Origin of the sequence: Novosphingobium resinovorum (genome assembly GCF_036352595.1) — a bacterium.
Taxonomy (GTDB): domain Bacteria; phylum Pseudomonadota; class Alphaproteobacteria; order Sphingomonadales; family Sphingomonadaceae; genus Novosphingobium; species Novosphingobium resinovorum_B.
In genome coordinates this window covers 396975-419445 of record NZ_JAZFAX010000001.1, presented here as the reverse complement: position 1 = coordinate 419445, position 22471 = coordinate 396975, and the positions used below count along the sequence as shown (strand labels likewise).

Below are 22471 nucleotides of genomic sequence, written 5' to 3'. Positions count from 1 at the left end.
ACGGTTCCGCCGGTTGGCGCCGCTCGGGAGGAGGAGGGTTCCTTCACGGCGCCGGGGGGGGTAAGATCAGAACCTGTACGTGAAACCGGCCAGGAAACGGCGGCCGTAGCGCTGGTAGTCGATGATCTCGCGGCTATCGCCGGGGTTGGTCGTCACGAACGGCGCATCGGTCAGGTTCTGGCCCTGGATGTAGAGCGACAGGCCTTCCAGCGAACTGCCCGCCTGGAAGTCGTAGCCGATCTGCGCATCGACGATCGTTTCGGCCTTGGCACGGCGGCGCACACGGTTGGCCGCGAAACCGGAGACCTCACCCATGAAGGTCGAGCGGTAGCGCACCGAGCCGCGCGCATTGAAGCCCCACTTCTCGAAGTAGGCGGTGCCGTTGGCGACCCACTTCGAATAGCCCGGAAGATCGCCGCTGGGCGAGTCCGGCGTCGGCTGGATCTTGGTCTTGGTATAAGCCACCGATCCGGTCACGCCGAAGCCTTCCAGCGCCGGCACGATCGTCTCGAACGGCAGCGTGGTCGCCAGTTCGACACCGTAGAGCTTGCCGCCGTTGCCGTTGATCGGGATCGTGTACTGCGCCGTCGGCGACAGGGCGATGCCGTTGCCCGGATCCTGCAGCGAGAGGCTGTCGGTGGGGACGGTGAGCTGCTGGTTGTAGATGTAGGTTTTCAGATCCTTCCAGAAGAACTGTGCGGCGATCACGCCCTTGCCGCCGAAATACTGCTCGAAAGTCAGGTCGAGCGCATTGGCGCGCCAGGGACGGAGGTACGGGTTGCCGGATTCGCCGGTGACCTGCGCGATGCCGCCGGCGATCGTGTAGTCGAACTTCTCCGAGGCGCGCATGTCGTCGAGGCGCGGGCGGATGATCTCGCGCGCGGCGGCGAAGCGGATCACCGTCTGGCTGGGCAGGCGCAGCGAGAGGTTGAGGCTGGGCAGCACGTCGAGGTAATCGACGCTGACGTTGCGCACCAGTGCGCCGACGTTGGGCGATCCGTTGTCGTTCGTCCCCAGCAGCACCGCGCTGGCCCCGCGCGAGTTCTGGTCGGTCCACTGCGCCTGCACGCCGAAGTTGCCGGTCAGGTGCGCCGAGCCGATGTCGGCATCGATGTTGCCCTGGACATAGCCGGTCATCAGGCGCTCGCGGATCGAGTAGCTCTTGACCACGACGTCGCCGTAGGGGTTGGCGACGCGGTTGTAGATGCCGTCGCGGATGAGCGCGAGCGGATCGTAGCTGATGACCGGGCCAAGGCCGAGGTACTTGAGGTTGGTCTCGCCCTTCAGGCGGTATTCCTCGGGCACGGCCACGCTGGTCAGGCCGTCGGTGTTGGCGGCGAGGCCGAGGAAGTATTCCTCGGGCACCAGCGTCTTGGAACGGTTGGTGTAGTTCCAGCCGACCTGGAACGAGTGCAGCGGGCCGCTTTCGAACTCATGCTCGACCTCGACGCGGTACTGCCACAGCTCGTCCTTGATGTGGCGGTTGTTGTAGTAACCGTCCTGGCCGTTGAGGATCTGCGTGCCGTCCACGGCGGTCTGGTTGCCGCCCCAGCCCTGCGGGCCGGTCAGCAGGATCAGGTCGTAGTCGCCGTAGTTGAGGCCGGGCGAGAACTGCGCGCCCTTGCCGCTCATCACGAAATCGATGCTGTCTAGCGCGCCCACCGTGTTGCGACCGGTGCCGGCGAGGCTCTCGACCGTCAGTTCGCTGCGGTCGGTCTTGGAGTAGCTGACGTCGAAGAACGCCTTCCAGCCGTCGTCGCCCTCCCACTTGGTGTTCCAGCCGAACGAGTAGAGCTTGGCATGGCGGTTGAACACGTCGTTGCGCACCACGCCCTTGACGCCGTCGAAGGTGCCCGAGGTGACCATGCCGTCGGTCACGGTGGCGTTGGACAGGGTGACGGTGTCCGGATCCCAGTACAGCGGCAGTTCGATACCGCGCTTGATCTGGTCGTCCTTGAAGCTGGAATAGAAGCCGTCGAGCGTGGTCGTCAGGTTCGGCGTCGGCTTCCATTGCAGCGTGCCGTTGAGGCCGAGGCGCTTGAGCTTGGTCGAGGTGACATAGGACTTCGAGCCACCGATGACCTTGTCGCCCTCGGGCGTGTCGGCATAGCCCCAGGAGTTGAATTCCTGCACCTGGTAGGGCTCGTCGATGTAGCTGGCGCCCAGCGCGATGCCGATGGTGTCGTTGGCGAACTGATCGACGTACGTGCCGTTGACGCGGTAGCCCTTGTCCTTGGACCCGGCGTTCAGCTTGCCGAGATCGGCATACGTCCCGCGCGCGCCGATCGAGACGATGCGCTTGCCGGCATCGAGCGGGCGGATCGTGCGCATGTCCACGGTGCCCGACAGGCCCTGGCCGACGAGGCTGGCCATCGGCGTCTTGTAGACGTTGACGCTGCTGACGACTTCGGACGGATACTGGTCGTACTCGACGGCGCGGTTGTCGCCGGTCGAGGTCTGCTCGCGGCCGTTCAGCAGCGTGGTCGAGAAGTCCGGCGCGAAGCCGCGGATGGCGATCGAGTTCGAGCGGCCATTGACGCGCTGCGAGGTCAGGCCCGGCAGGCGGGCGATCGATTCCGCGATCGAGGCGTCGGGCAGCTTGCCGATATCCTCGGCCGAGACGCTCTCGACGATCTGCTCGGCGTTGCGCTTCTGGTTGATCGCGTTCTGCAGCGATGCGCGGTAGCCGGTGACGATGATGGTGCCTGCGGTATCGGTGGCGGCATCTTCCGCCGGCGTGCCGGCGTCCTGCGCCCACGATGCGGCGGGCAATGCGGCCGCGATCAGGGCGGCGGCGATGGCGGTGCGCGATGCGGTACCGGCGACCGAAAACTCGTTACGAAGCGACATTGCGTGTCCTCCCCTGTATGGCCGGGACAGCACATCTGGCGCCCGGCATCTCCTCCTGGTTGAGCCCGTGCATTTCTGCCGCGACTCCATTCGACCCCCTCTGATTAAGACGGTCCTTCGTTGCGCATAATATGGCATACGTATACGTAGGTGCAGGGTGGCTACGCAGCGTGTCTTCCATGCAACGCCCGGATTCGCGCGTAAGCACACGATTGTATTGAGTTATCTAACATAGCTTGTTGCATTGTTGCGACGCAGCATCGGGTCATGAAAGTTATGGGGCGCAAGCCGACCAACCGTCCGACCAGCTTCGACATCGCCTACAGAGCGGGGGTCTCGCAGCCGACCGTCAGCCGGGCGCTGCGCGGCAGCAAGTCGGTCAGCGCTGCCACCCGCGCGCGGATCGAGGCGATCGCCCGCGAGCTGAACTATTCGGTCGACAAGAACGCCTCGTCGCTCCGCTCGCAGCGCTCGAATACGATCGCGCTGCTGTTCTTCGAGGAACAGTCGCCCGACGATTCCAAGATCAACCCGTTCTTCCTCGCCATGCTCGGCGCGATCACCCGCGAGTGCGCGAACCGGGGGCTGGACCTGCTGATCTCGTTCCAGAAGCTGGAGGACGACTGGCACGTGCGCTACCAGGACAGCCACCGCGCCGACGGGCTGATCCTGCTCGGCTACGGCGATTACACCCTCTACGAGAGCCGCCTGCGCCAGCTGGTGGGGCAGGGCACCCACTTCGTGCGCTGGGGCAGCGTGGGCGAGGTGAACGTCGGCGCCACCATCGGCTCGGACAATCGCGGCGCCGGGCGCATGGCGGGGGAGCACCTGCTGGGCCTCGGTCGGCGGCGGATCGTGTTTCTTGGCCAGGCGGACGAGCATTATCCGGAATTCGCCGATCGCTATCGCGGGCTGTGCGAGGCGCTGGAAGCGGCGGGCCTGGCAGTGGATCCGCGCTTGCAGCGCGACGTCGTCAACCTCGAGGACATGGGCCATGCGGCGATGCGTGAGGTCATCGCGGAGGGGCTGGGCTTCGACGGGGTCTTCGCCGCCAGCGATCTCATCGCCGTGGGCGCGATGCGCGCGCTCGCCGAGGCGGGGATCGCGATCCCCCGCGAGGTCGCGGTGATGGGCTTCGACGACCTGCCCGCCGCCAGCATGACCAACCCGCCCCTGACCACGGTGATGCAGGACTTGAAGCGCGCCGGCGCGGAACTGGTCGAGACGCTGGCGGCGCAGATCGAGGACCGCGAGGTGCAGTCCCGCACGCTGCCCGCGCGGCTGGTCGTGCGGCGCAGCACGGCGGGGTAAGGGGGAGCGCTTGGCTGCGGGGTCTTCGATGCTTCGACAGGCTCAGCACTCAGTCCGAGCGGGATTGGGAGGTTTACACTACCCCCGCTCACCCTGAGCTTGTCGAAGGGTCGCGGCTGAGCTTGCCGCCCCCTCCACCGGGTGACGCGCAAGGCATTCGTATGCATGTTGTCGCCGCCGGCCTCCCGTGCGAGTGCCGCAGGTCCGGCGCGGCGCCAAGTCCGCGAGGTGCAGGGAAAGGACGCGATGACCAAGGCAGCGATCGAGAAACCCCGGCAGGGCTGGGCGGGGCTGTGGAACATCAGCTTCGGGTTCTTCGGCATCCAGATCGGCTTCGCGCTGCAGAACGCCAACATGAGCCGCGTCTTCCAGTCGCTCGGCTCCGGTATCGACGACCTGCCCGCGCTGTGGGTGGCGGCGCCGCTGACCGGCCTGCTGGTGCAGCCGATCGTCGGCCACATGTCCGACCGCACCTGGCTCGGCCGCCTCGGCCGCCGCCGGCCCTATTTCCTCGGCGGCGCGGTGCTGGCCACGGTCGCGCTGCTCGCCATGCCGGAAAGCGCCGGCGCATCTTCCGGCCTGCTGATGGCGGCGCTGCTGCTGTGGATGCTCGACGCCAGCCTCAACATTGCGATGGAGCCGTTCCGCGCCTTCGTGGGCGACATGCTGCGCAAGGACCAGCACACGGCGGGCTACGGCGTGCAGACCGCCTTCATCGGCGCGGGCGCGGTGGTCGGCTCGCTGTTTCCCTATCTGCTGGAGCAGCTGGGCATCTCCAACGCGGCGGCGCCGGGGCAGATACCCGACACCGTGCGCTACAGCTTCTGGGCCGGAGGACTGGCGCTGCTCGCGGCGGTGCTGTGGACGGTCCTGACCACGCGCGAATATTCGCCGCAGGAACAGGCCTCCTTCGGTGATGCGCCGGAAGAGGAGGGCGCCTCCGCCGCCGCCCTTGCCGGGCGCGGCCTGTGGAGCGGGCTGCCGTGGATCGCGGCGGGCCTCGTGGTCGCCATGGCGGTGCGCGGCTGGGCGCTGGAGAAGGAAGTCTACATCCTCGCCGCGCTGCTGGCGGGCTACGGGATCGCGACGATGGCGGCCATCGGGCTGGCGCGCTCGGGCCGCAGCGCCTCGATGCTGGCCGGGATCGTCGGCGATTTTTCCGGCATGCCGCCGCTGATGAAGCGGCTCGCCTTCGTGCAGTTCTTCAGTTGGTCGGCGCTGTTCATCATGTGGATCAACACCACCCCGGTGGTGGCGCAATACCACTTCGGGTCGGCCGATCCCGCCAGCGCCGCCTATCAGGAGGCGGGCAACTGGGTGGGCGTGCTGTTCTCGGTCTACAACGGCGTCGCCGCCGTCGCCGCGCTGGCGCTGCTGCCGGTGCTTTCGGCCAGGCTGGGCAAGGCGCGCACTCATGCGCTGTGCCTCGTCGCCGGTGCGCTGGGCTTCGCCGGGTTCCTGGGCCTGCGCGATCCCACCGCGCTGCTGGTGTGCGAGATCGGCATCGGCGTCGCCTGGGCCTCGATCCTGGCGATGCCCTACGCCATCCTCGCCAGCAGCCTGCCGCAATCGAAGCTGGGCATCTACATGGGCCTGTTCAATGTCTTCGTGGTGCTGCCGCAGCTGCTGGTGGCGACGGTCATGGGCTCGATCATGAAGGCGTTCTTCCCCGGAGAGCCGATCTGGACGATGGCCTTCGCCGCCGGAACGCTGGTGATCGCCGCTATCGCCTCGCTGCGAATTTCCGAGACATAATTACACAGACCCATGTAATATTCCATCTTCGCGCCGCACCGATATTGCGCTAGAAGCCAGTGCAAAGAACCGGCAGCCAAGAGGAGAGGAACCCATGCGCGCCACCCCCGATTTCGACTTCGCCCTGGGCGAGAGCGCGCAGATGATCCGCGAGAGCGTGTCCCGCTTCGCCGACGAGCGCATTGCCCCGATCGCCGCGAAAGTGGACGCCGAGGACTGGTTCCCGCGTGACCTGTGGCCCGAGATGGGCGAGCTGGGACTCCACGGCCTGACCGTCGAGGAGGAATGGGGCGGGGTCGGCCTCGGCTACCTCGAACATGTCATCGCGGTCGAGGAAGTCAGCCGCGCCTCGGCCTCGATCGGCCTGTCCTACGGCGCGCACTCCAACTTGTGCGTCAACCAGATCCGGCGCTGGGGCACCGAGGCGCAGAAGGCGAAGTACCTGCCGAAACTCATCTCCGGCGAGCATGTCGGCAGCCTGGCGATGTCCGAGGTCGGCGCGGGCTCCGACGTCGTCGGCATGAAGCTGCGGGCAGAGGCGGTGCCGGGCGGCTTCCGCCTCAACGGCACCAAGTTCTGGATCACCAACGGCACTTATGCCGACACGCTGGTGGTCTATGCCAAGACCGGCGAAGGCTCCAGGGGCATCACCGCCTTCCTGATCGAGAAAGGCATGCCCGGCTTCTCGATCGGCCAGAAGATCGACAAGATGGGCATGCGCGGCTCGCCCACCTGCGAGCTGGTGTTCGACGACTGCCTGGTGCCCGAGGAGAACGTGATGGGCCCGCTCCACGGCGGGGTCGGCGTGCTGATGAGCGGGCTCGACTACGAGCGCGTGGTGCTCTCGGGACTGCAGCTGGGTATCATGCAGGCCTGCCTAGACACCGTGATTCCCTACCTTCGCGAGAGGAAGCAGTTCGGCAAGGCCATCGGCGCGTTCCAGCTGATGCAGGCCAAGGTCGCCGACATGTACGTCGCGCTGCAGTCGGCGCGGGCCTACGTCTATGCGGTGGCGCGCGCCTGCGATGCGGGGCAGACCACGCGCTTCGACGCGGCGGGCGCGATCCTGCTGGCGAGCGAGAACGCCTTCCGCGTCTCTGGCGAGGCGGTGCAGGCGCTGGGCGGCGCGGGCTATACCAAGGACTGGCCGGTGGAGCGCTACTTGCGCGATGCCAAGCTGCTCGACATCGGCGCGGGGACGAACGAAATCCGCCGTATGCTCATCGGCCGCGAACTGATCGGCGCGGTTTGAGTTTTGCAAATCCGCTGTAGGCGGATTTGGCGGCACCGGCCCACGCCCCCACCCGACCTCGATACACTAATTGGAGGTCGGGTGGGGGCGTGGGCCGGTGTCGAACCGGAAATGCCCCGGATGGGCATTTTCCAGAGAAGTCCTCAGACGCTGCGCCGCACGTAGTCCTCGAAACGGGTCGGCTCGCGGCCCAGCAGCCAGCGCAGGGCGTTGGCATTGCCCCTGCCGCCCGTGCGCGCCTGCCAGCCATACAGCCGGCTTGCCGCATCGGCGACATAGGCATAGGCCGGCCCCGCCGCTTCCAGGCTGGCCAGCAGGCCGGAAACCGGCAGTTCCCCGGCGGTGACCGGATGCCCGCTCACCGTGGTCAGCAGCGCCGCGATCTCGGCGGTGCTCAGCGCCTCGTCGCCGGCGAGGTCGTACGTGGCGAGGGCATGGCCGTCCTCATGCACGATCCGGGCGACGACTTCGGCCAGATCGAAAAGATCGAGGTAGCCCTGCCGCGATGCTAGCGGGAAGGGCAGGTCGAGCGCGCCGGCCGCCACCGCGGCGGCGACGTCGACGTTCTGCATGAAGGCCTGCGGGCGCAGTACCGTCCAGTCGAGCGCGGATTCGGCGAGATAGCCCTCCACCGCCAGCTTGGCGGCGTTGCCCGGCACGCTGGTCGCCTGCGCGTGCAGTGCCGACACGTAGATGAAGCGCTTGACCCCGGCGGCGGTCGCCGCGTCGATCATGCCGGTGCCCATCGCCGCCTCGCGCGGGTGGAAGGCGGGGGCGTAGTGGATGACGACGTCCACGCCCTCGACCGCCAGCGCACGGTCGGCGGGGTTTTCCAGGTCGCCGGTGAAGCAGGCGATGGCGTGAGAGCGACGCGTGCCGGTGTCGAGATTGCCGGGGATGGTCTCGATCGCCCGCGCGCGGGTGGTCGATCCTTCGGCGGGATCGGCGACGACTTCCATCGCGAGCGTCCTGCGGGTTCCGGTGTCGAGGTTGCCGGGGATGGTCTCGATGGCGCGTGCGCTGCGGGTGTCGGTATCGAGATTACCGGGAATGGTCTCGATGGCACGGGCGCTGCGGGTGCCAGTGTCGAGGTTGCCCGGGATGGTCTCGATGGCACGCGCTCTGCGGGTGCCAGTGTCGAGGTTGCCCGGGATGGTCTCGATGGCACGCGCTCTGCGGGTTCCGGTGTCGAGGTTGCCGGGGATGGTCTCGATGGCGCGTGCGCTGCGGGTTCCGGTGTCGAGGTTACCGGGGATCGTCTCGATCGAACGCGCAGGGCTTTCCGGATAGCGGCACAGGCCGCGGATATCGGCCTCCGGATCGCGCGCGCGCAGCGCGTCGATTACGTGACTGCCCGTTCGGCCGGTCGGCCCCACCACCAGAATGCGCATCGTCTGTCCCCTGTCCGCCACCAGTTCCTGCATTGGCCCCATACGCACCCCCGCCGGGCGGGGGTACTGACAAGTGCCGTTAGCAGGCCGGATCGTAAACCTAGACTGATACGATCGTCTGCGCCAGACGGTCCACTTCGGCGCGGTCATGGCTGACGTAGAGGATCGGCAGGGCGAGTTCGTCGCGGATGCGCTCGATCAGGCGCAGGATGTCCTCGCGCCGGGCGGCATCGACCGAGGCCAGCGGCTCGTCCATCAGCAGGAACGCCGGGTCGGAGAGCAGCGCGCGCCCGATCGCCACGCGCTGCGCCTCGCCGCCGGACAGCGTCGCGGGCATGCGGTCGAGCAGGTGCGCGATGCCCAGCAGGTCGAGCGTGTGGTCCCAGTCGAGCCCCGCCCCGGCGGGCCGCGCGAAGGCGAGGTTGCGGCGCACGGTGCGGTGGGGGAACAGCCGCAAGTCCTGGAACACATAGCCGCAGCGCCGCCGTTCGGGCTTGAGGTCGATCCGCGCGGAGGCATCGAACAGGGTCGTTCCGGCGACGACGATGCGCCCTTCGGTCGGTCGCAGCAGTCCGGCGAGGGCGTCGAGCAGGCTGGTCTTGCCGGCCCCCGATGCGCCGAATAGCGCGGTCAGGCCGGGCCCGGCGGTGAAGGCATGGCTGCGGCGATGGCCGTGGGGGCCCGTGCCGCGAACGAGGGTCACGGCGACGTCGAAGGAGATGGAGGCAGAGGACATGGAGTCAGAGGACATGGCGGCCCTTCTCCTGCCCGCTGCGCCGCGCCAGCCATTCGGACAGCACCAGCGCCAGCACCGAAAGCGCCACCGAAAGCGCCGCCAGGCGCGCCACCTGCAGGTCCGCTCCCGGCACCTGCAGCGCGCTGTAGATCGCCAGCGGCAGCGTCTGCGTCTCGCCGGGGATGTTGGAGGCGAACGTGATGGTCGCCCCGAACTCGCCCACCGAACGCGCGAAGCCCAGCACCAGCGCGGCGAGCACGCCGTTGGCGCTGAGCGGCAGCGTCACCGTCAGGAACGTGCGCCAGGGCCCCGCGCCGAGGGTGCGCGCGGCGCTCTCCAGCCGGCGGTCGACGCCTTCGAGCGAGAGGCGCATCGCGCGCACCATCAGCGGCAGCGCCATCACGGCGGCGGCGAGGGCGGCGCCGGTCCAGCGGAACAGCAGGGTCAGTCCCAGCGTGCGCTCCAGCAGTCCGCCAAGCGCGGCGTTCGGGCTGAAGGCGAGCAGCAGCAGCCAGCCGGTGACGACCGGGGGCAAGACCAGCGGCAGGTGAACCACGACGTCGAGCAGAACCTTGCCCGGAAACCGCCAGCGCGCCAGCACCCAGGCGCAGGCGAAGGCGACCGGCAATGCCGCCGCGATGGCCACCCCGCCGACCTTGAGCGAGAGCAGCAGCACTTCCCACTCGGCCGGGGAAAGCGGCGTCATTTCGTCCCGAAGCCGAAGCGGCGGAATACCGCCTTGCCCTCTGCCGAGACCAGGAAGCGGCGGAACGCCTCGCCTTGCGGATTGCGCGAGGCGGTGAGGGTGGCCACCGGGTAGCTGATCGGGTCGTGGCTGGAGGCGGGGAAGGCGGCGACCACGCGCACGCCCGGATCGGCGCGGGCATCGGTGGCGTAGACGATCCCCAGCGGCGCCGCGCCCCGGCTCACCAGCGCAAGCGCCGCGCGCACGCTGTCCCCGGGGGCGAGCCGGTCCTGCACCGAAGGCCAGGCGCCAAGCCGGGTCAGCGCCTGCTTCGCATAGATCCCGGCGGGAACCCCGGCCGGATCGGCGACGGCAAGGCGCCCGTTGCCCAGCGCCCGGTCGAGCCGCATGCCGCGCCCGATCGTCAGGCGCACGGTGCTTGCGCGCGGGGCGATCAGCACCAGGTCGTTGCGCAGGAACGACAGGCGCGTGCCCTTGCGGACCAGGCCCTTGCCCTGGATATCGTCCATCCACGGCTCGTCGGCGGAGACGAACAGGTCCGCCGGCGCGCCCGATGCGATCTGGCGGGCGAGGGCGGAGGACGCGGCGAACGAGATGCGCGGCCGCGGATGGCCCTTGCGCGCCCAGGCGTCGGCGGCGGCGTTCATGGATTCCTGCAGGCTCGCCGCGGCAAGCACCAGCGGGGGCTGCGCAGGCGCGGCAGCCGCCGCAGCGATGCCGCAAAGCATGGCCAGCGCGGCCAGGAACGAGGCCACGAACGTGCGCATCGGGACGATCTCCGGAAGGATACTGTATCTGACAGTATATCGACTAGTCGCCGGCGAGCGGCGAGGCAACCGCTTCGCGATCCTTCTGCGAGGCGCGCGGCTCTGCCAGCAGGCATGCGGCGAGCGCATCGTAGTCGGCCCCGCACGATGCGGTGGCGATGCCCTCCTGCAGGGAGCGATAGCGACGCAGCACCGCCTCGCCGAGTTCGGTCAGGCGGGCACCGCTGGTCGCGGCCCGGCCCGGCGCGGTATGCACCAGCGGGGCATGCCAGCAGCGGTTCATCACGTCGACCAGCAGCCATGCACGGCGGTAGCTCATCCCCATGGCGCGGCCGGCCGCCGAGATCGATCCCTCCACGCGGATTGCATCGAGCAGATCCGCCTTGCCCGGCCCCATCGCGATTTCATCACCGGAATGGATCTGGATCTTGATCTTCAGGCGCGGCGCATCGGTCATCGCGCCAGAGTAGGCCCGAGCGCCCATGGCGACAAGATGGCCGTGGCCTGAACCCTGCGGAAATGGCGCCGCCGCGCGAATCACATGGCCGCGCGCGGGGAGCGGATCGTCGGAACGGCGCTTCAGGGCTGTCGAAAACTTTGGGGTGGCCCCGGAGCGGGACGGGCCTGCCGCGTAAGGGCATGGCGGCGCTGCATTGCGGTACTTTCGTGCTGCCTTGCGGCGAAAATCCGGGGTTGCGTGTGCGCAACGATTGCAATCGGCTTGTTATCGGCCCTTTGCAGCCGTTTTGCGGCGCAAAATCCGGTGCTTTCTTGCCAGTCGGGAAATTTCAGGAGACTTTGCATTTATTACCCTCTCATTGAAGATAATATTGCATTCCATCTGGGGCTTAAAAGGATGTGATGCGTTCGGGATATTCTGGAACAACCCGGCGGGGTCTGGTATTACTTCAGCCATGGAAAGAGTAGGCGAGACGTCAAACAGGCGCAGCCTTTTTGCTTGATCTGGACGGGGGAGCCGCCTGAACAGCGTGTGTAACCGTCCCGGCAACTTTGAGGATGGGCTATGAAGGTCGCTGACGACAATATTATCCGTTTCGAACGCATCCCTGACACCGGACGCGATTTCACGGCCCGGCTCTCCACCGGCATGGTCTACGCCGCACAGCGGATGGATCGCGGCGAGGAGCACGACGGGCGGGGCCTCGCGATCGCGATCCTGCTCTGCATGGGTTGCTGGGCGGCGCTGGGATACTTCCTGCTGGCATGAACCCCGGGGTTGGACTGGCTGCAACCCCCGGATGCCCGAGAACCGTCGGGTCGCACCCATGCATCGACGTAGCTGATCGAAGCTCTTCCGTTCATCGTGAACGGGCAGGGTGGATGGCGCTGCAGGATGCTCGGCCAATCTTGACATTTATATCCAAATAGGTTATATGCTCCAGCCTCCGGAGCGGTGATGTACAAGTCGCTTCCGGTGTATCGGGTCGGCGTCGTGGGCCGGGATGCGGTTTCAGCCGCAGCTGTGCAAACCACGCGCCCAACGAAGACCCGGACCGTCCTCTCGGCTCTGGAAACGTCCTTCGAACCGTTCTGCCTTCGGACAGACACCGCGAAGGCTATCCCGGATGACCCATGACCGCCAACGACGCGAACCCTAACGTCGGTCATACGGGACGGCTCCGATGGAATACCCAGGTCGAGCCGGGCTGACCACCGCTACCCGGCCGCTCGTCAGAGCAGGTGGAATACAACCCCCCGCGTCCCTGCTTGGACGCTCCCGACGCCGACCCGATGTTCTCGGTATTCGCGTTGATCTTCCCCCGGCGTTAGGCCCGCACTCGCCAGCGGGCATTGCCATATGTGCAGAGTTCAGTTCCTCCCCGAGCTTGTCTCGGGGAGGTGGCGCCGACGCAGTCGGTGACGGAGGGGGAACCGCTTGCCCTCTACCCCTCCACCACCCGCTGCGCGGGCGGTCCCCCTCCCCGAGACAAGCTCGGAGAGGAATTTATTTCAGGAATGCCTTCACGTCGCCCATGAACCGGTCGAACTGGTCGTGGTGCAGCCAGTGTCCGGCGTTCTCGTACTCGATCAACCGCGCGCTGGGGAAATAGTCCATGCGCCCGTCGCCCGCCGGACTGCTGGCGAAGCTGTCCTTGCCCCACAGCATCAGCGTGGGGCAGGTGATCGCCTGCCACAGCGCAGTGACATGATCGGTCGGCAGGTCCGATGCGGTCCAGACGTTCAGGTAATTGTCGAACTTCCAGCTCCACGTCCCGTCCTCGTTGCGGGTGGCGCCGTGGATGGTGAGGTGGCGGGCCTGTTCGTCCGTCAGGAAGCCGTTCTCCTCCTTCATGCGCTGGTAGGCGTCGCGCAGGGAGGCGTACTTGCGCACCGTGCGGCCCGAGGCCTTGCGCTTGTCCTCGATCCACTTGCGCAGCCGGTCGCCGGCGCCTTCCTCCTCCTGCTGGCGGCGCAGGCCCGGCGGCGGGCCGAGGCCCTCGATGTTGACGAACTTCGCCACCTTCTCCGGATAGAGCCCGGTGAAGCGCGTCGCGATGTTGCCGCCCAGCGAGTGCGCCACGATCGTCACCTGCTCGTGCCCGAGGGTATGCACCAGCTGCGCGAAGTCGTAGACGAAGGCGTCCATGCCGTAGTGCCCCTCCGGGCTCCACTCGCTGTCGCCGTGGCCGCGCAGGTCAGGGCAGATGACGTGCCAGTCGCGGCGCAGTTCCTCGGCCACCCAGTCCCAGCTGCGGCAGTGGTCGCGCCCACCATGCTGCAGGATCAGCGGCGGGGCCTCGGAATTGCCCCAATCGACATAGTGCAGGCGCAGGCGCTGGGAGACGAAGCGGTTCGAGGTGGGGCCGAGCTGGTTCTTCATCCCCGATGGATGGGGACGGCGCGCGCCGAGGTCAATCCGCTGCCGAAATTGCGGGGATGAAAGTAAAGCTTGCGCGCCGTACAGCTTGGCGATCCGGGCGCGAGCCCCTATCTCCGCCGCCAAGGATTTCACGCGAGAGTTCAAGACATGGCGACCACGCACAAGACCCGCATGCTCATCATCGGTTCCGGCCCGGCCGGACTTTCCGCCGCCATCTACGGCGCGCGCGCGGGGATGGAGCCGATCGTGGTGCAGGGCCTGCAGCCCGGCGGCCAGCTGACCATCACCACCGACGTCGAGAACTACCCCGGCTTCCGCGAGGTCATCCAGGGCCCCTGGCTGATGCAGGAGATGGAAGCGCAGGCGGTCCACGTCGGCACCCGCATGATGTGGGACACGATCACCAATGTCGATCTGACCGGCGACACGTTCGTCGCCACCGGTGACGGCGGTGACATCTATGAGGGCGACACCCTCGTCATCGCCACCGGCGCGCAGGCCAAGTGGCTGGGCGTCCCTGGCGAGCAGGAACTTTCGGGCAAGGGCGTCTCGGCCTGCGCGACCTGCGACGGGTTCTTCTACCGCGGCAAGAAGGTGGTCGTGATCGGCGGCGGCAACACCGCGGTCGAGGAAGCGCTCTACCTCACCAATCATGCGACCGAGGTGGTGCTGGTGCATCGCCGCGATTCGCTGCGTTCGGAGAAGATCCTGCAGGACCGCCTCTTCGCGCATCCCAAGATCACCACGGTCTGGAACAAGAAGGTCGACCGCTTCCTCGCGGGCGAGAACGGCGCCCTGCGCGCCCTCGCGCTGATCGACACCGAGACCGGCGAGCAGAGCGAGCTACTGGCTGACGGCGCTTTCGTCGCGATCGGCCACGCGCCTGCGACCGAGCTGTTCAAGGGCAAGCTGGCGATGGACGACACCGGCTACCTGATCGTCGAGCCGGGCACCCCCAAGACCGCCATCCCCGGCGTCTTCGCGGCGGGCGACGTGTCGGACCATGTCTACCGTCAGGCGATCACCGCTGCGGGCGTGGGCTGCATGGCCGCGCTCGATGCCGAGCGGTATCTGGCGCACAAGCTGCACCTCGCGGGGATTACGGAGACGGTGCAGGGGTGATCTCGAGGGAGCGTTTTCGCTCCCCCATTCGTCATTGCGAGCGAAGCGAAGCAACCCAGGGCGGCTCAAGACTGCCCTGGGTTGCTTCGCTTCGCTCGCAATGACGAATGGGTTATGCGATGACGGAGGGTTATTCCGTCAGGCTCGGACCCAGCGAGGGATCGAGATCGCGCGGGCGCACCAGATGCGTCAGCCACCCGCAGCCCTCGCGAAGCTGCGACCAGTGCTCGATGTCGAGTTCCACCACCGCATAGGCTGCGGTCGGGAACTTGTCCTCCACCACGTCACGTAGGGGGCTGGATCCGTCATCCGGCACGAGGTCGAAGATCAGATCCTCAAGCCCCGGATTATGCCCGACCAGCAGGATCGAGCGCGGGTCGCTCTCTTGATCCTTCAGCACGTCGATCAGCGCCGCCGAACTGGCGAGGTAGATGCGCCGGTCCCAGGTGACGGGCGGCGTCTCTCCGGCCGCTTCACCGGCAAGCTCGATCGTCTGCGTGACGCGCACGGCGGGCGAGGCGAGGATGTAGCGCCAGCCCACGCCGTGCTCGAGGATGTGCTTGCCCATGACACCCGCCCCGACCCGCCCGCGCTTGTTGAGCGGACGGTCGAAGTCGCGCAGCCGGGCATCGGTCCAGTCCGATTTGGCGTGACGGAAGATGCCGAGGATTTTCATGGGGCCAACTCTACAACAGCGGATCAGGATAGCGACTGCGAGTCTTCCGCCCGGTCCGCCGTGGCTCCTTGAGCATGACCGGCCACGCGCTGTAAAGCCTCCTCCAGCGTAACGCGCCGGATCGGCGTCCCCGCCGGGAAGGCGGAGAGCAGGCGCGAGGGGAATGCGGGCGAGAGCACCACGAAGTGCCCCCGGTCCTCGCGGCTGCGGATGAGGCGGCCGAAAGCCTGCGCCAGCTTGGCGCGGATCAGCGTGTCGTCGTAGGTGCTGCCCCCGCCCGCCAGGCGCCGGGCGCGGTGCAGGATCGTCGGGCGCGGCCAGGGCACCTGTTCCATCACGACGAGGCGCAGGGAGTCGCCCTGCACGTCCACCCCGTCGCGCAAGGCATCGGTGCCCAGCAGCGAGGCGGCCGGATCGTCGCGGAAGATGTCGACCAGCGTGCCGGTGTCGATCGGATCGACGTGCTGCGCGTAGAGCGGCAGCCCTCCGCGCGCGAGCCGGTCGGCGATGCGGCCATAGACCGCGCGCAGCCGCCGGATCGCGGTGAACAGGCCGAGCACGCCGCCGCGCGAGGTCTCGATCAGGCGGCCGAAGGCGGCGGAGAGGGCGGGAATGTCGCCCTTGGGCACGTCGGTGACGATCAGCACTTCGGCCTGCGTCGCGTAGTCGAACGGGCTCTGGTGGATCGACAGGCGCGGCATCACCTCGATGTTCGGCGCGCCGGAGCGGGCGATGGCCTTGGCCCAGTCCTCGCCGTCGCGCAGCGTGGCCGAGGTCATGACGACGCCGTGTGCCGGTTCGAGCACGACTTGCGCGAAGGGCTTCATCGGATCGAGCCAGCGGCGGTGGATGCCGATGTCGAACTCGCGCGCCTCCGATCGATCGACGGCGAGCCAGTCGACGTATTCCGGATCGGCCGGGCCGCCCATGCGGTCGAGCAGCGATTCCCAGGCGCCGAGGGTATCGACGCGCCATGTCAGCGAATGGCGCGCGCCTTCGATGCGGGCGCGTCCCGGTCCGTCGAGCCAGTCGGGCGGCTCCTCCAGCAGCGCTTCGAGACGCATGCCGAGGCGGATCAGCGGTTGGCGCAGTTCCGCCAGCGCCGCGCGGGCGCCTTGCGCGATCTCGACGAACGAGCCTTCGAGGCTGGCCGCTTCGGTTTCAAGGCCATAGCCCGCTTCCTGCCCGCCGCTTTCGTCACGCGCATAAACCGTGGCGCGCACCGCCGCGAGCAGTTCTTCCAGCGGCCCGGAGGCGGCGTTCTCGGCGATGCGGCCCATCCAGCCGTCGCCGGGGAGCGCCTCTGCGGCCTCGCGCGCGGCGGCGATCGCCTTGGCGCCTGCCTCGTCGTAACTGGCGACGTCGGCGAGGCGGGCGGAGAGGCCCCGGCGGCGGCCCTTGGACGCCTTTTCCGGGCCGATCACCCAGCGGCGCAACTCGATCGCCTCGGCGCCGGTGAGTGCGGCGGCGAACGTGGAATCGGCGGCGTCGAAGACGTGGTGGCCTTCGTCGAATACCACCCGGGTCGGGCGCGAAGCCGGATCGCGTCCGCGCGCGGCGTTGACCATCACCAGCGCATGGTTGCCGATCACCAGATCTGCGCCGACGCTGGCGCGGGTGGCGCGCTCGATGAAGCACTTCCGATAATGCGGGCACCCGGCATAGACGCATTCGCCGCGCCGGTCGGTCAGCGCCGCGATGCCGCGCTGGCGGAACAGGGTGCCGAGCCAGCCGGGCAGGTCGCCGCCGATCATGTCGCCGTCCTGCGAGTAGGCCGCCCAGCGCGCCACCAACTGCGCGAGGATCGCCGCGCGCCCGTTGAAGCCGCCCTGCAGCGCATCTTCGAGGTTCAGCAGGCACAAGTAGTTCTCACGCCCCTTGCGCACCACGACCGGACGGGTGCCGTCGGCGCGTCGCTCGGGCCAGGCGCGGCGGCTTTCGGCGCGGAGCTGACGTTGCAGCGCTTTGGTATAGGTGGAGACCCAGACGGTGCCGCCCGCCTTCTCTGTCCACAGCGAGGTGGGGGCGAGGTAGCCCAGCGTCTTGCCGATGCCGGTGCCCGCCTGCGCCAGCAGCACATGCGGGCGGCCCGACCGCTCGCGCGGGGCGAAGGCGTGGGCGGTCTCCACCGCATAGGCGCGCTGGCCGGGGCGCTGCTCGGCGGTGCTGCCGGTGAGGCTGGCGAGGCGCTGCAGGACTTCCTCGTCCTCCAGCACGACCTGCCGGGGCTGCGGGACTTCGGGCGTCTCCTCCCATTCGGGCAGGCGGGTGAACAGCCAGCGCTCGGCGCGCTCAGGCTTGCGGATGCGGCCGGTCAGCAGCGTGGCCCAGGGCCAGCGCATCCTCACCAGCGATTGCAACGACGTCCACGCGCCCTCGCGTTCGGACCAGGCGCCGTTCTCGCACATGTCGAGCAGGGCGCCGGCCGCTTCCTGCAGCAGGCGCGGCACGTCGGCGTCGCCCTCCGGCTCGGCAAGGCCGAGGGCATGGGCAAGGCCCTTGGGCGTCGGCACCACGAAGCGCGCCGGATGGACGAAGGCGTAAAGCTCCAGCAGGTCCAGCCCCGACAGGTCCGGATAGCCCAGCCGCGTCGCCAGCAGGGGCGCGTTGAGGATCAGCAGCGGGGTGTCGGCCGCCGCCATCACCGCCTCGCCCTTGGAAAGAGGGCGGGTGCCGAGGCCGGTCAGATCCTTCTCGCGCAGCCAGCAGCCGCCATGACTGGCGTGGAGGGCAGGGAGGGGCAGGGCGGCCATGACCTCTCATTAGGCACGGGGGGCGGAATTGGAAACGCCGGGCTCTCGCGCTCCACGGAAAAAATTACGGCTCGATACAAATTTCCCTCTTGTTGGATTTCACTCAAGATATATCTTAAGGCCATCATGAAGAATATGGAACGAATGATGAGAAACTCAGATTGCAACCACGGCCACCGTCATGGAGGGGGGCGCGGCCGTCACGGTGGAGAGCGCCGCTTCGGGCGCGAGGAAATGATGGCAGCGATGGCCGAAGGCGCCGAGGACTTGCGCGCCATGCTTGGCCGCCACGGCGGCAGGCGCGGCCTGCACGGGCTGGCGCGTGGACCGCTCGGCGGCGGCGGCTTCGGGAAGGGCTTTCCCGGCGGCTTCGGCGGCGGCATGGGAGGGCGCGGCGGCCCTGACGGTCCGCGCGGCGAAGGTCGCGGCGGTCGTCGCAAGCGGCTGTTCGATCAGGCCGAACTGCAGGCCCTGCTGCTCGCCCTGATCGTCGAGGCACCGCGCCACGGCTACGAGCTGATCCGCGAGATCGAGGCGCTTTCGGGCGGCGACTATGCGCCGAGCCCGGGCGTGGTCTACCCCGCGCTGATCTACATGGAAGAGACCGGCCTGATCGCCCCTGTCGCCGGCGACAGCGCTCGCAAGGCTTTCGAGGCCACCGCCGAAGGCCGCGCCAAGGCCGAGGCGGACGCGGAGAAGTTCGCCGAACTCAAGGGCCGCCTCGGAGCGCTGGCCGCACAGCGCGACCGCGTCGATCCCGCGCCGGTGCGCCGGGCGTTCCACGCGCTCAAGACGGCGGTGTTCGACCGGCTCTCGACCGAAGGCGCCGACCGCGACTTCATCCTGCAGATCGCGGATGTCATCGACGAGGCCACTCGCAAGATCGAAAGGATCGAGAAGTGAGCACCATCGCCGCGACCGTGAAGACGCCGAACGGCGGCAAGTACGTCCGCCAGCTCTGCAAGCACTGGAGCCACAAGCTGGCAACCGAAGTCGATGGTGACAAGGGAACGGTGACGTTCCCCAACGCCGTCACCGTGATGGACGCCGATGCCGAGGGTATCGCCATCACTATCACCGGCGAGGACCGCGACGCGGTGCAGGGCCTGACCGATGTGGTCGCGCGCCACATCGACCGGTTCGCGTTCCGCGAGGACGCGCTGGTCTATGATTGGGCGTGGAAGGACTGAGCGGAGAAGGAGGGGCTGATCGCTCCTCCTTGCACGCCGTCATCCTGAACTCGTTTCAGGATCCATCGGGCGGTTGGTGCCGGGAAGTGGCTGGCTAGGCTGCCCTCTCGATTTGCCGTCTAAGCCACCGGGCTGTCGGCATGATGGGCCCTGAAACAAGTTCAGGGTGACGGGGGATATGGTGCTGAAGTAGCGCGCGACCCCGACTGAACCCTTGCGAAAATCGCGCATTTCGCCTTAGAGCGCGGGCCATGACCGAAAATGCCCTGATCGAAGCCGCACGTGTGTCCAAGGCCTGGCCCTTCCAGGAGGCCCAGAAGCTGCTCAAGCGGTTCCCGCAGGGCAAACCCGACGGCGCACCGGTGCTGTTCGAGACCGGCTATGGTCCCTCGGGCCTGCCGCATATCGGCACCTTCCAGGAAGTGCTGCGCACCACGCTGGTCCGCCGTGCCTATGAAGCGCTGACCGGCGGCGCGCCGACGCGGCTCGTGGCGTTCTCGGACGATATGGACGGGCTGCGCAAGGTTCCGGACAACATTCCCAACGCCGACGTGCTTGCCGCCAACCTCGGCAAGCCGCTCAGCCGCATCCCCGATCCGTTCGGCACGCACGAGAGCTTCGCGCATCACAACAACGCGATGCTGCGCGAATTCCTCGATCGCTTCGGCTTCGACTACGAGTTCGTCTCGGCCAGCGACCGCTACAATTCGGGCGCGTTCGACGCCGCTCTGGCGCGCGTACTGGAATGCAATCAGGCGATCCTCGACGTCATGCTCCCCACGCTGCGCGAGGAGCGCCGCCGGACCTATTCGCCCGTGCTGCCGGTCTCGCCCACGACGGGCGTGGTGCTGCAGGTGCCGGTCGAGGTGATCGACGCGGCCAGCGGCATGATCCGCTTCACCGACGAGGACGGCACCGTCGTCGAGCAGTCGGCGTTCGGCGGCAAGGCGAAGCTGCAGTGGAAGGTCGACTGGGCGATGCGCTGGTTTGCGCTGGGCGTCGATTACGAGATGTGCGGCAAGGATCTCACCGACTCGGTCACCCAGTCGGGCAAGATCGTGCAGGTCCTCGGCGGCCGCAAGCCCGAGGGGCTGATCTACGAACTGTTCCTCGACGAGAACGGCGAGAAGATCTCCAAGTCCAAGGGCAACGGCCTGACCATCGACCAGTGGCTGACTTACGGCACCGAGGAGTCGCTCGGTTTCTACCTGTTCCGCGAGCCCAAGAGCGCCAAGCAGCTCCACGCCGGCGTGATCCCCAAGGCGGTCGACGAATACTGGCAGTTCCGCGGCAATCTGGCCGGGCAGGCGCTCGACAAGCAGCTGGGGAATCCGGTGTGGCACTTGCTGCGCGCCAATGGCGGTGGTGAAGGTGCGGGCGACACCGTGCCGGTGACGTTCTCGCTGCTGCTCAACCTCGTCGGCGTGCTCGGCGCCGATGCGACGGCGGAGCAGGTGTGGTCCTACCTCGGCAACTACGTGGCCGACGCCAATCCGCAGGCACACCCGGACCTTGCCGAAATGGTCCGCGCCGCGCTCGCCACCAACCGCGACTTCATCGCGCCGACGCTTCAGCGCCGGGCGCCGACGGAGAACGAGGCGGCGGCTCTGACGGACCTCGACACGCAGCTTGCGGCGCTGGGCGGGGCTACCGCCGAAGACCTGCAGAACATCGTCTACGAGATCGGCAAGAACGAGGCCTACGGTTTCGAAAACCTGCGGGACTGGTTCAAGGCGCTTTACGAAACCCTGCTCGGCTCCCCGCAGGGACCGCGCATGGGGAGCTTCATCGCGCTTTACGGCGTTCCTGAATCGCGCAAGCTGATTGCCGAGGCTCTTTCGGCCTGACCTGACGGGAGACGCGATGCACCGCACCGACCTCACGCCCGAGCAACTTTGCGAGGAACTGCTCGGGCGCAAGCTGACCGACGTGGACGCTGAGGAACGGCGCGTATTGCAGCGCATCGCCTCGGGCCAGGTCATGGGACCGGACGCGCAGGAAGAGGCATCGCTGCATGCCGGCTTCGGCGACCGGCTGGCCGACCGCGTCGCGGCGATCGGCGGTTCTTGGGGCTTCATCATCGCCTTCGGCGTGGTGCTGCTGGGATGGATGCTGGTGAACAGCCGCATCCTCGAGGACTTCGGGCTGCATCCCTTCGATGCCTACCCCTATATCTTCCTGAACCTGATGCTCTCGATGCTGGCGGCGATCCAGGCGCCGGTCATCATGATGAGCCAGAACCGCGCCTCCGACAAGGACCGCATCGCCGCGCGCCACGACTACGAGGTGAACCTGCGCACGCAGCTGGAGATCATCCGCCTGCACAAGCGGATGGATCACCTGTTCGAATTCCTGGAAGCGAAGGCCTGCGCGCAAGAGGGCGAGGAGACCTGACGGCGCGCCGTCCTATTGCCAGGTCCGCGTGCGGAACCACTTCGTCACCACGTACTTGACCCCGCGCACCACGGGCCGCGCCGCGTGCATGGTCCAGGGGTTCGGGGTGCCGTCGGGCAGGGCGTTGTTCCACAGCAGCAGCGTGCCCGCGGATGGCGGAATGCTCAGCGCGACGCGGGTGAAGTCGGTCATGCCGCCTTCGTCCACGGCGTTGAGGTAGATCATCGCCGTCCAGCTGCGCTGGCCTCCGCAGCGTCGCTCGTCCTGCCAGTACCCGGCGGTGGTGTCGAACCAGTCGCAGTGCTCGTGGAAATACTGGCCGCACTGGTAGCGCTGGCCCTGCGCCGATTCCCCGCAGCATTCGGCGATGCCGGTGATCGCGGAAAGCCGCGTCTCCAGATCCTGGACGCAAGGCTCGGCGGTGTCGATGTCGCCCGAGTAGCTGGTGCGATAGTCCGGCCAGCCCTCTCCGGTGACCAGTGCGGAAGGGCATGCGACCGCGTCGATCAGCGCCATCAGCCGCTGGCAGGCCAGGGGTGCTAGGAAACCGTCGATCGCGTAGATTTCCGCCCGCTCGTCCGGATAGCGCCGGACGCAAGGCTGCTGTGCCAGCCGTCCGCGTACCGCCGCGCCGATGCGGGCGAGCGCCTTGCAATCGGGATTGATCGCGCGCGTGGTCACGGGCCGGAGAGTATCGCGAATGCGTCGCAGATCAATCCGCCTTTT

19 protein-coding genes are annotated in these 22471 nt (G+C 67.7%); 9 read left to right on the top strand and 10 right to left on the bottom strand.

The genetic code is table 11. The annotated features are described in order from the left end of the window. Positions 1 to 66: 66 nt before the first annotated feature. Positions 67 to 2850 (bottom strand): TonB-dependent receptor, encoded by a 2784-nt coding sequence (locus V2S85_RS02080; RefSeq protein WP_330701204.1) that lies wholly within the window; start codon positions 2848 to 2850, stop codon positions 67 to 69. A gap of 276 nt (positions 2851 to 3126) precedes the next feature. Here V2S85_RS02080 and V2S85_RS02075 point away from each other — a divergent pair, with 276 nt between their 5' ends. From V2S85_RS02075 to V2S85_RS02065, 3 genes are all read left to right on the top strand, one after another. Continuing rightward, positions 3127 to 4161, top strand: a complete 1035-nt coding sequence (locus V2S85_RS02075; protein ID WP_330701387.1) for a LacI family DNA-binding transcriptional regulator — start codon at positions 3127 to 3129, stop codon at positions 4159 to 4161. Positions 4162 to 4407: 246 nt separating this feature from the next. Further along, the gene (locus V2S85_RS02070) at positions 4408 to 5916 is read left to right on the top strand and encodes an MFS transporter (RefSeq protein WP_330701203.1); all 1509 of its coding nucleotides are present in this window, start codon (positions 4408 to 4410) and stop codon (positions 5914 to 5916) included. 94 nt (positions 5917 to 6010) lie between these two features. Beyond that, a complete protein-coding gene (locus tag V2S85_RS02065; protein WP_330701202.1) occupies positions 6011 to 7168 on the top strand; it encodes an isovaleryl-CoA dehydrogenase in 1158 nt (385 codons plus the stop codon). Between the two features lie 143 nt (positions 7169 to 7311). Here V2S85_RS02065 and V2S85_RS02060 read toward each other — a convergent pair whose 3' ends face one another. From V2S85_RS02060 to V2S85_RS02040, 5 genes are all read right to left on the bottom strand, one after another. Continuing rightward, on the bottom strand, positions 7312 to 8580 hold the full coding sequence (locus tag V2S85_RS02060; protein ID WP_330701201.1) for an NmrA family NAD(P)-binding protein: 1269 nt from the start codon (positions 8578 to 8580) through the stop codon (positions 7312 to 7314). A gap of 79 nt (positions 8581 to 8659) precedes the next feature. Beyond that, on the bottom strand, positions 8660 to 9280 hold the full coding sequence (locus tag V2S85_RS02055; RefSeq protein WP_330701386.1) for an ATP-binding cassette domain-containing protein: 621 nt from the start codon (positions 9278 to 9280) through the stop codon (positions 8660 to 8662). A 19-nt stretch (positions 9281 to 9299) separates the two neighbouring features. Beyond that, positions 9300 to 10001 (bottom strand): molybdate ABC transporter permease subunit, encoded by a 702-nt coding sequence (gene modB, locus V2S85_RS02050; protein WP_330701200.1) that lies wholly within the window; start codon positions 9999 to 10001, stop codon positions 9300 to 9302. Then, entirely contained in the window at positions 9998 to 10768 is a 771-nt protein-coding gene (gene modA, locus V2S85_RS02045) for a molybdate ABC transporter substrate-binding protein (protein ID WP_330701199.1), read from the bottom strand. The genes modB and modA overlap by 4 nt, the downstream gene beginning before the upstream one ends. A gap of 43 nt (positions 10769 to 10811) precedes the next feature. Further along, positions 10812 to 11225, bottom strand: coding sequence for a ModE family transcriptional regulator (locus V2S85_RS02040; RefSeq protein ID WP_330701385.1), 414 nt, complete (start codon positions 11223 to 11225; stop codon positions 10812 to 10814). Positions 11226 to 11792: 567 nt separating this feature from the next. On the opposite strand from V2S85_RS02040, the gene V2S85_RS02035 reads away from it, so the two are divergent. Continuing rightward, positions 11793 to 11996 carry a hypothetical protein gene (locus tag V2S85_RS02035; protein ID WP_330701198.1) on the top strand — a complete coding sequence of 68 codons (204 nt, stop codon included), beginning with the start codon at positions 11793 to 11795 and terminating at the stop codon, positions 11994 to 11996. A gap of 738 nt (positions 11997 to 12734) precedes the next feature. Here the strand turns inward: V2S85_RS02035 and V2S85_RS02030 are convergent. After that, positions 12735 to 13610: an alpha/beta hydrolase gene (locus V2S85_RS02030; protein WP_330701197.1), complete on the bottom strand. Its 876-nt coding sequence runs from the start codon at positions 13608 to 13610 to the stop codon at positions 12735 to 12737. Positions 13611 to 13757: 147 nt separating this feature from the next. On the opposite strand from V2S85_RS02030, the gene trxB reads away from it, so the two are divergent. Continuing rightward, positions 13758 to 14732 carry a thioredoxin-disulfide reductase gene (gene trxB, locus V2S85_RS02025; protein ID WP_036522857.1) on the top strand — a complete coding sequence of 325 codons (975 nt, stop codon included), beginning with the start codon at positions 13758 to 13760 and terminating at the stop codon, positions 14730 to 14732. Positions 14733 to 14862: 130 nt separating this feature from the next. On the opposite strand, the gene V2S85_RS02020 is transcribed toward trxB, so the two are convergent. Together V2S85_RS02020 and V2S85_RS02015 are read right to left on the bottom strand one after the other, a co-directional pair. Then, positions 14863 to 15408 (bottom strand): SixA phosphatase family protein, encoded by a 546-nt coding sequence (locus V2S85_RS02020; protein WP_330701196.1) that lies wholly within the window; start codon positions 15406 to 15408, stop codon positions 14863 to 14865. Between the two features lie 23 nt (positions 15409 to 15431). Beyond that, a complete protein-coding gene (locus V2S85_RS02015; RefSeq protein WP_330701195.1) occupies positions 15432 to 18161 on the bottom strand; it encodes an ATP-dependent DNA helicase in 2730 nt (909 codons plus the stop codon). Positions 18162 to 18308: 147 nt separating this feature from the next. On the opposite strand from V2S85_RS02015, the gene V2S85_RS02010 reads away from it, so the two are divergent. From V2S85_RS02010 to V2S85_RS01995, 4 genes are all read left to right on the top strand, one after another. Further along, positions 18309 to 19064 carry a PadR family transcriptional regulator gene (locus V2S85_RS02010; protein WP_330701194.1) on the top strand — a complete coding sequence of 252 codons (756 nt, stop codon included), beginning with the start codon at positions 18309 to 18311 and terminating at the stop codon, positions 19062 to 19064. Then, positions 19061 to 19351 (top strand): DUF2218 domain-containing protein, encoded by a 291-nt coding sequence (locus tag V2S85_RS02005; RefSeq protein ID WP_330701193.1) that lies wholly within the window; start codon positions 19061 to 19063, stop codon positions 19349 to 19351. The genes V2S85_RS02010 and V2S85_RS02005 overlap by 4 nt, the downstream gene beginning before the upstream one ends. Positions 19352 to 19602: 251 nt before the next feature. Beyond that, on the top strand, positions 19603 to 21198 hold the full coding sequence (locus V2S85_RS02000) for a lysine--tRNA ligase (protein WP_330701192.1): 1596 nt from the start codon (positions 19603 to 19605) through the stop codon (positions 21196 to 21198). Between the two features lie 16 nt (positions 21199 to 21214). After that, entirely contained in the window at positions 21215 to 21745 is a 531-nt protein-coding gene (locus V2S85_RS01995) for a DUF1003 domain-containing protein (protein ID WP_330701191.1), read from the top strand. 12 nt (positions 21746 to 21757) lie between these two features. Here the strand turns inward: V2S85_RS01995 and V2S85_RS01990 are convergent, their stop codons facing one another. Then, positions 21758 to 22426 carry a 2OG-Fe(II) oxygenase gene (locus V2S85_RS01990; RefSeq protein ID WP_330701190.1) on the bottom strand — a complete coding sequence of 223 codons (669 nt, stop codon included), beginning with the start codon at positions 22424 to 22426 and terminating at the stop codon, positions 21758 to 21760. Positions 22427 to 22471 lie beyond the last annotated feature (45 nt).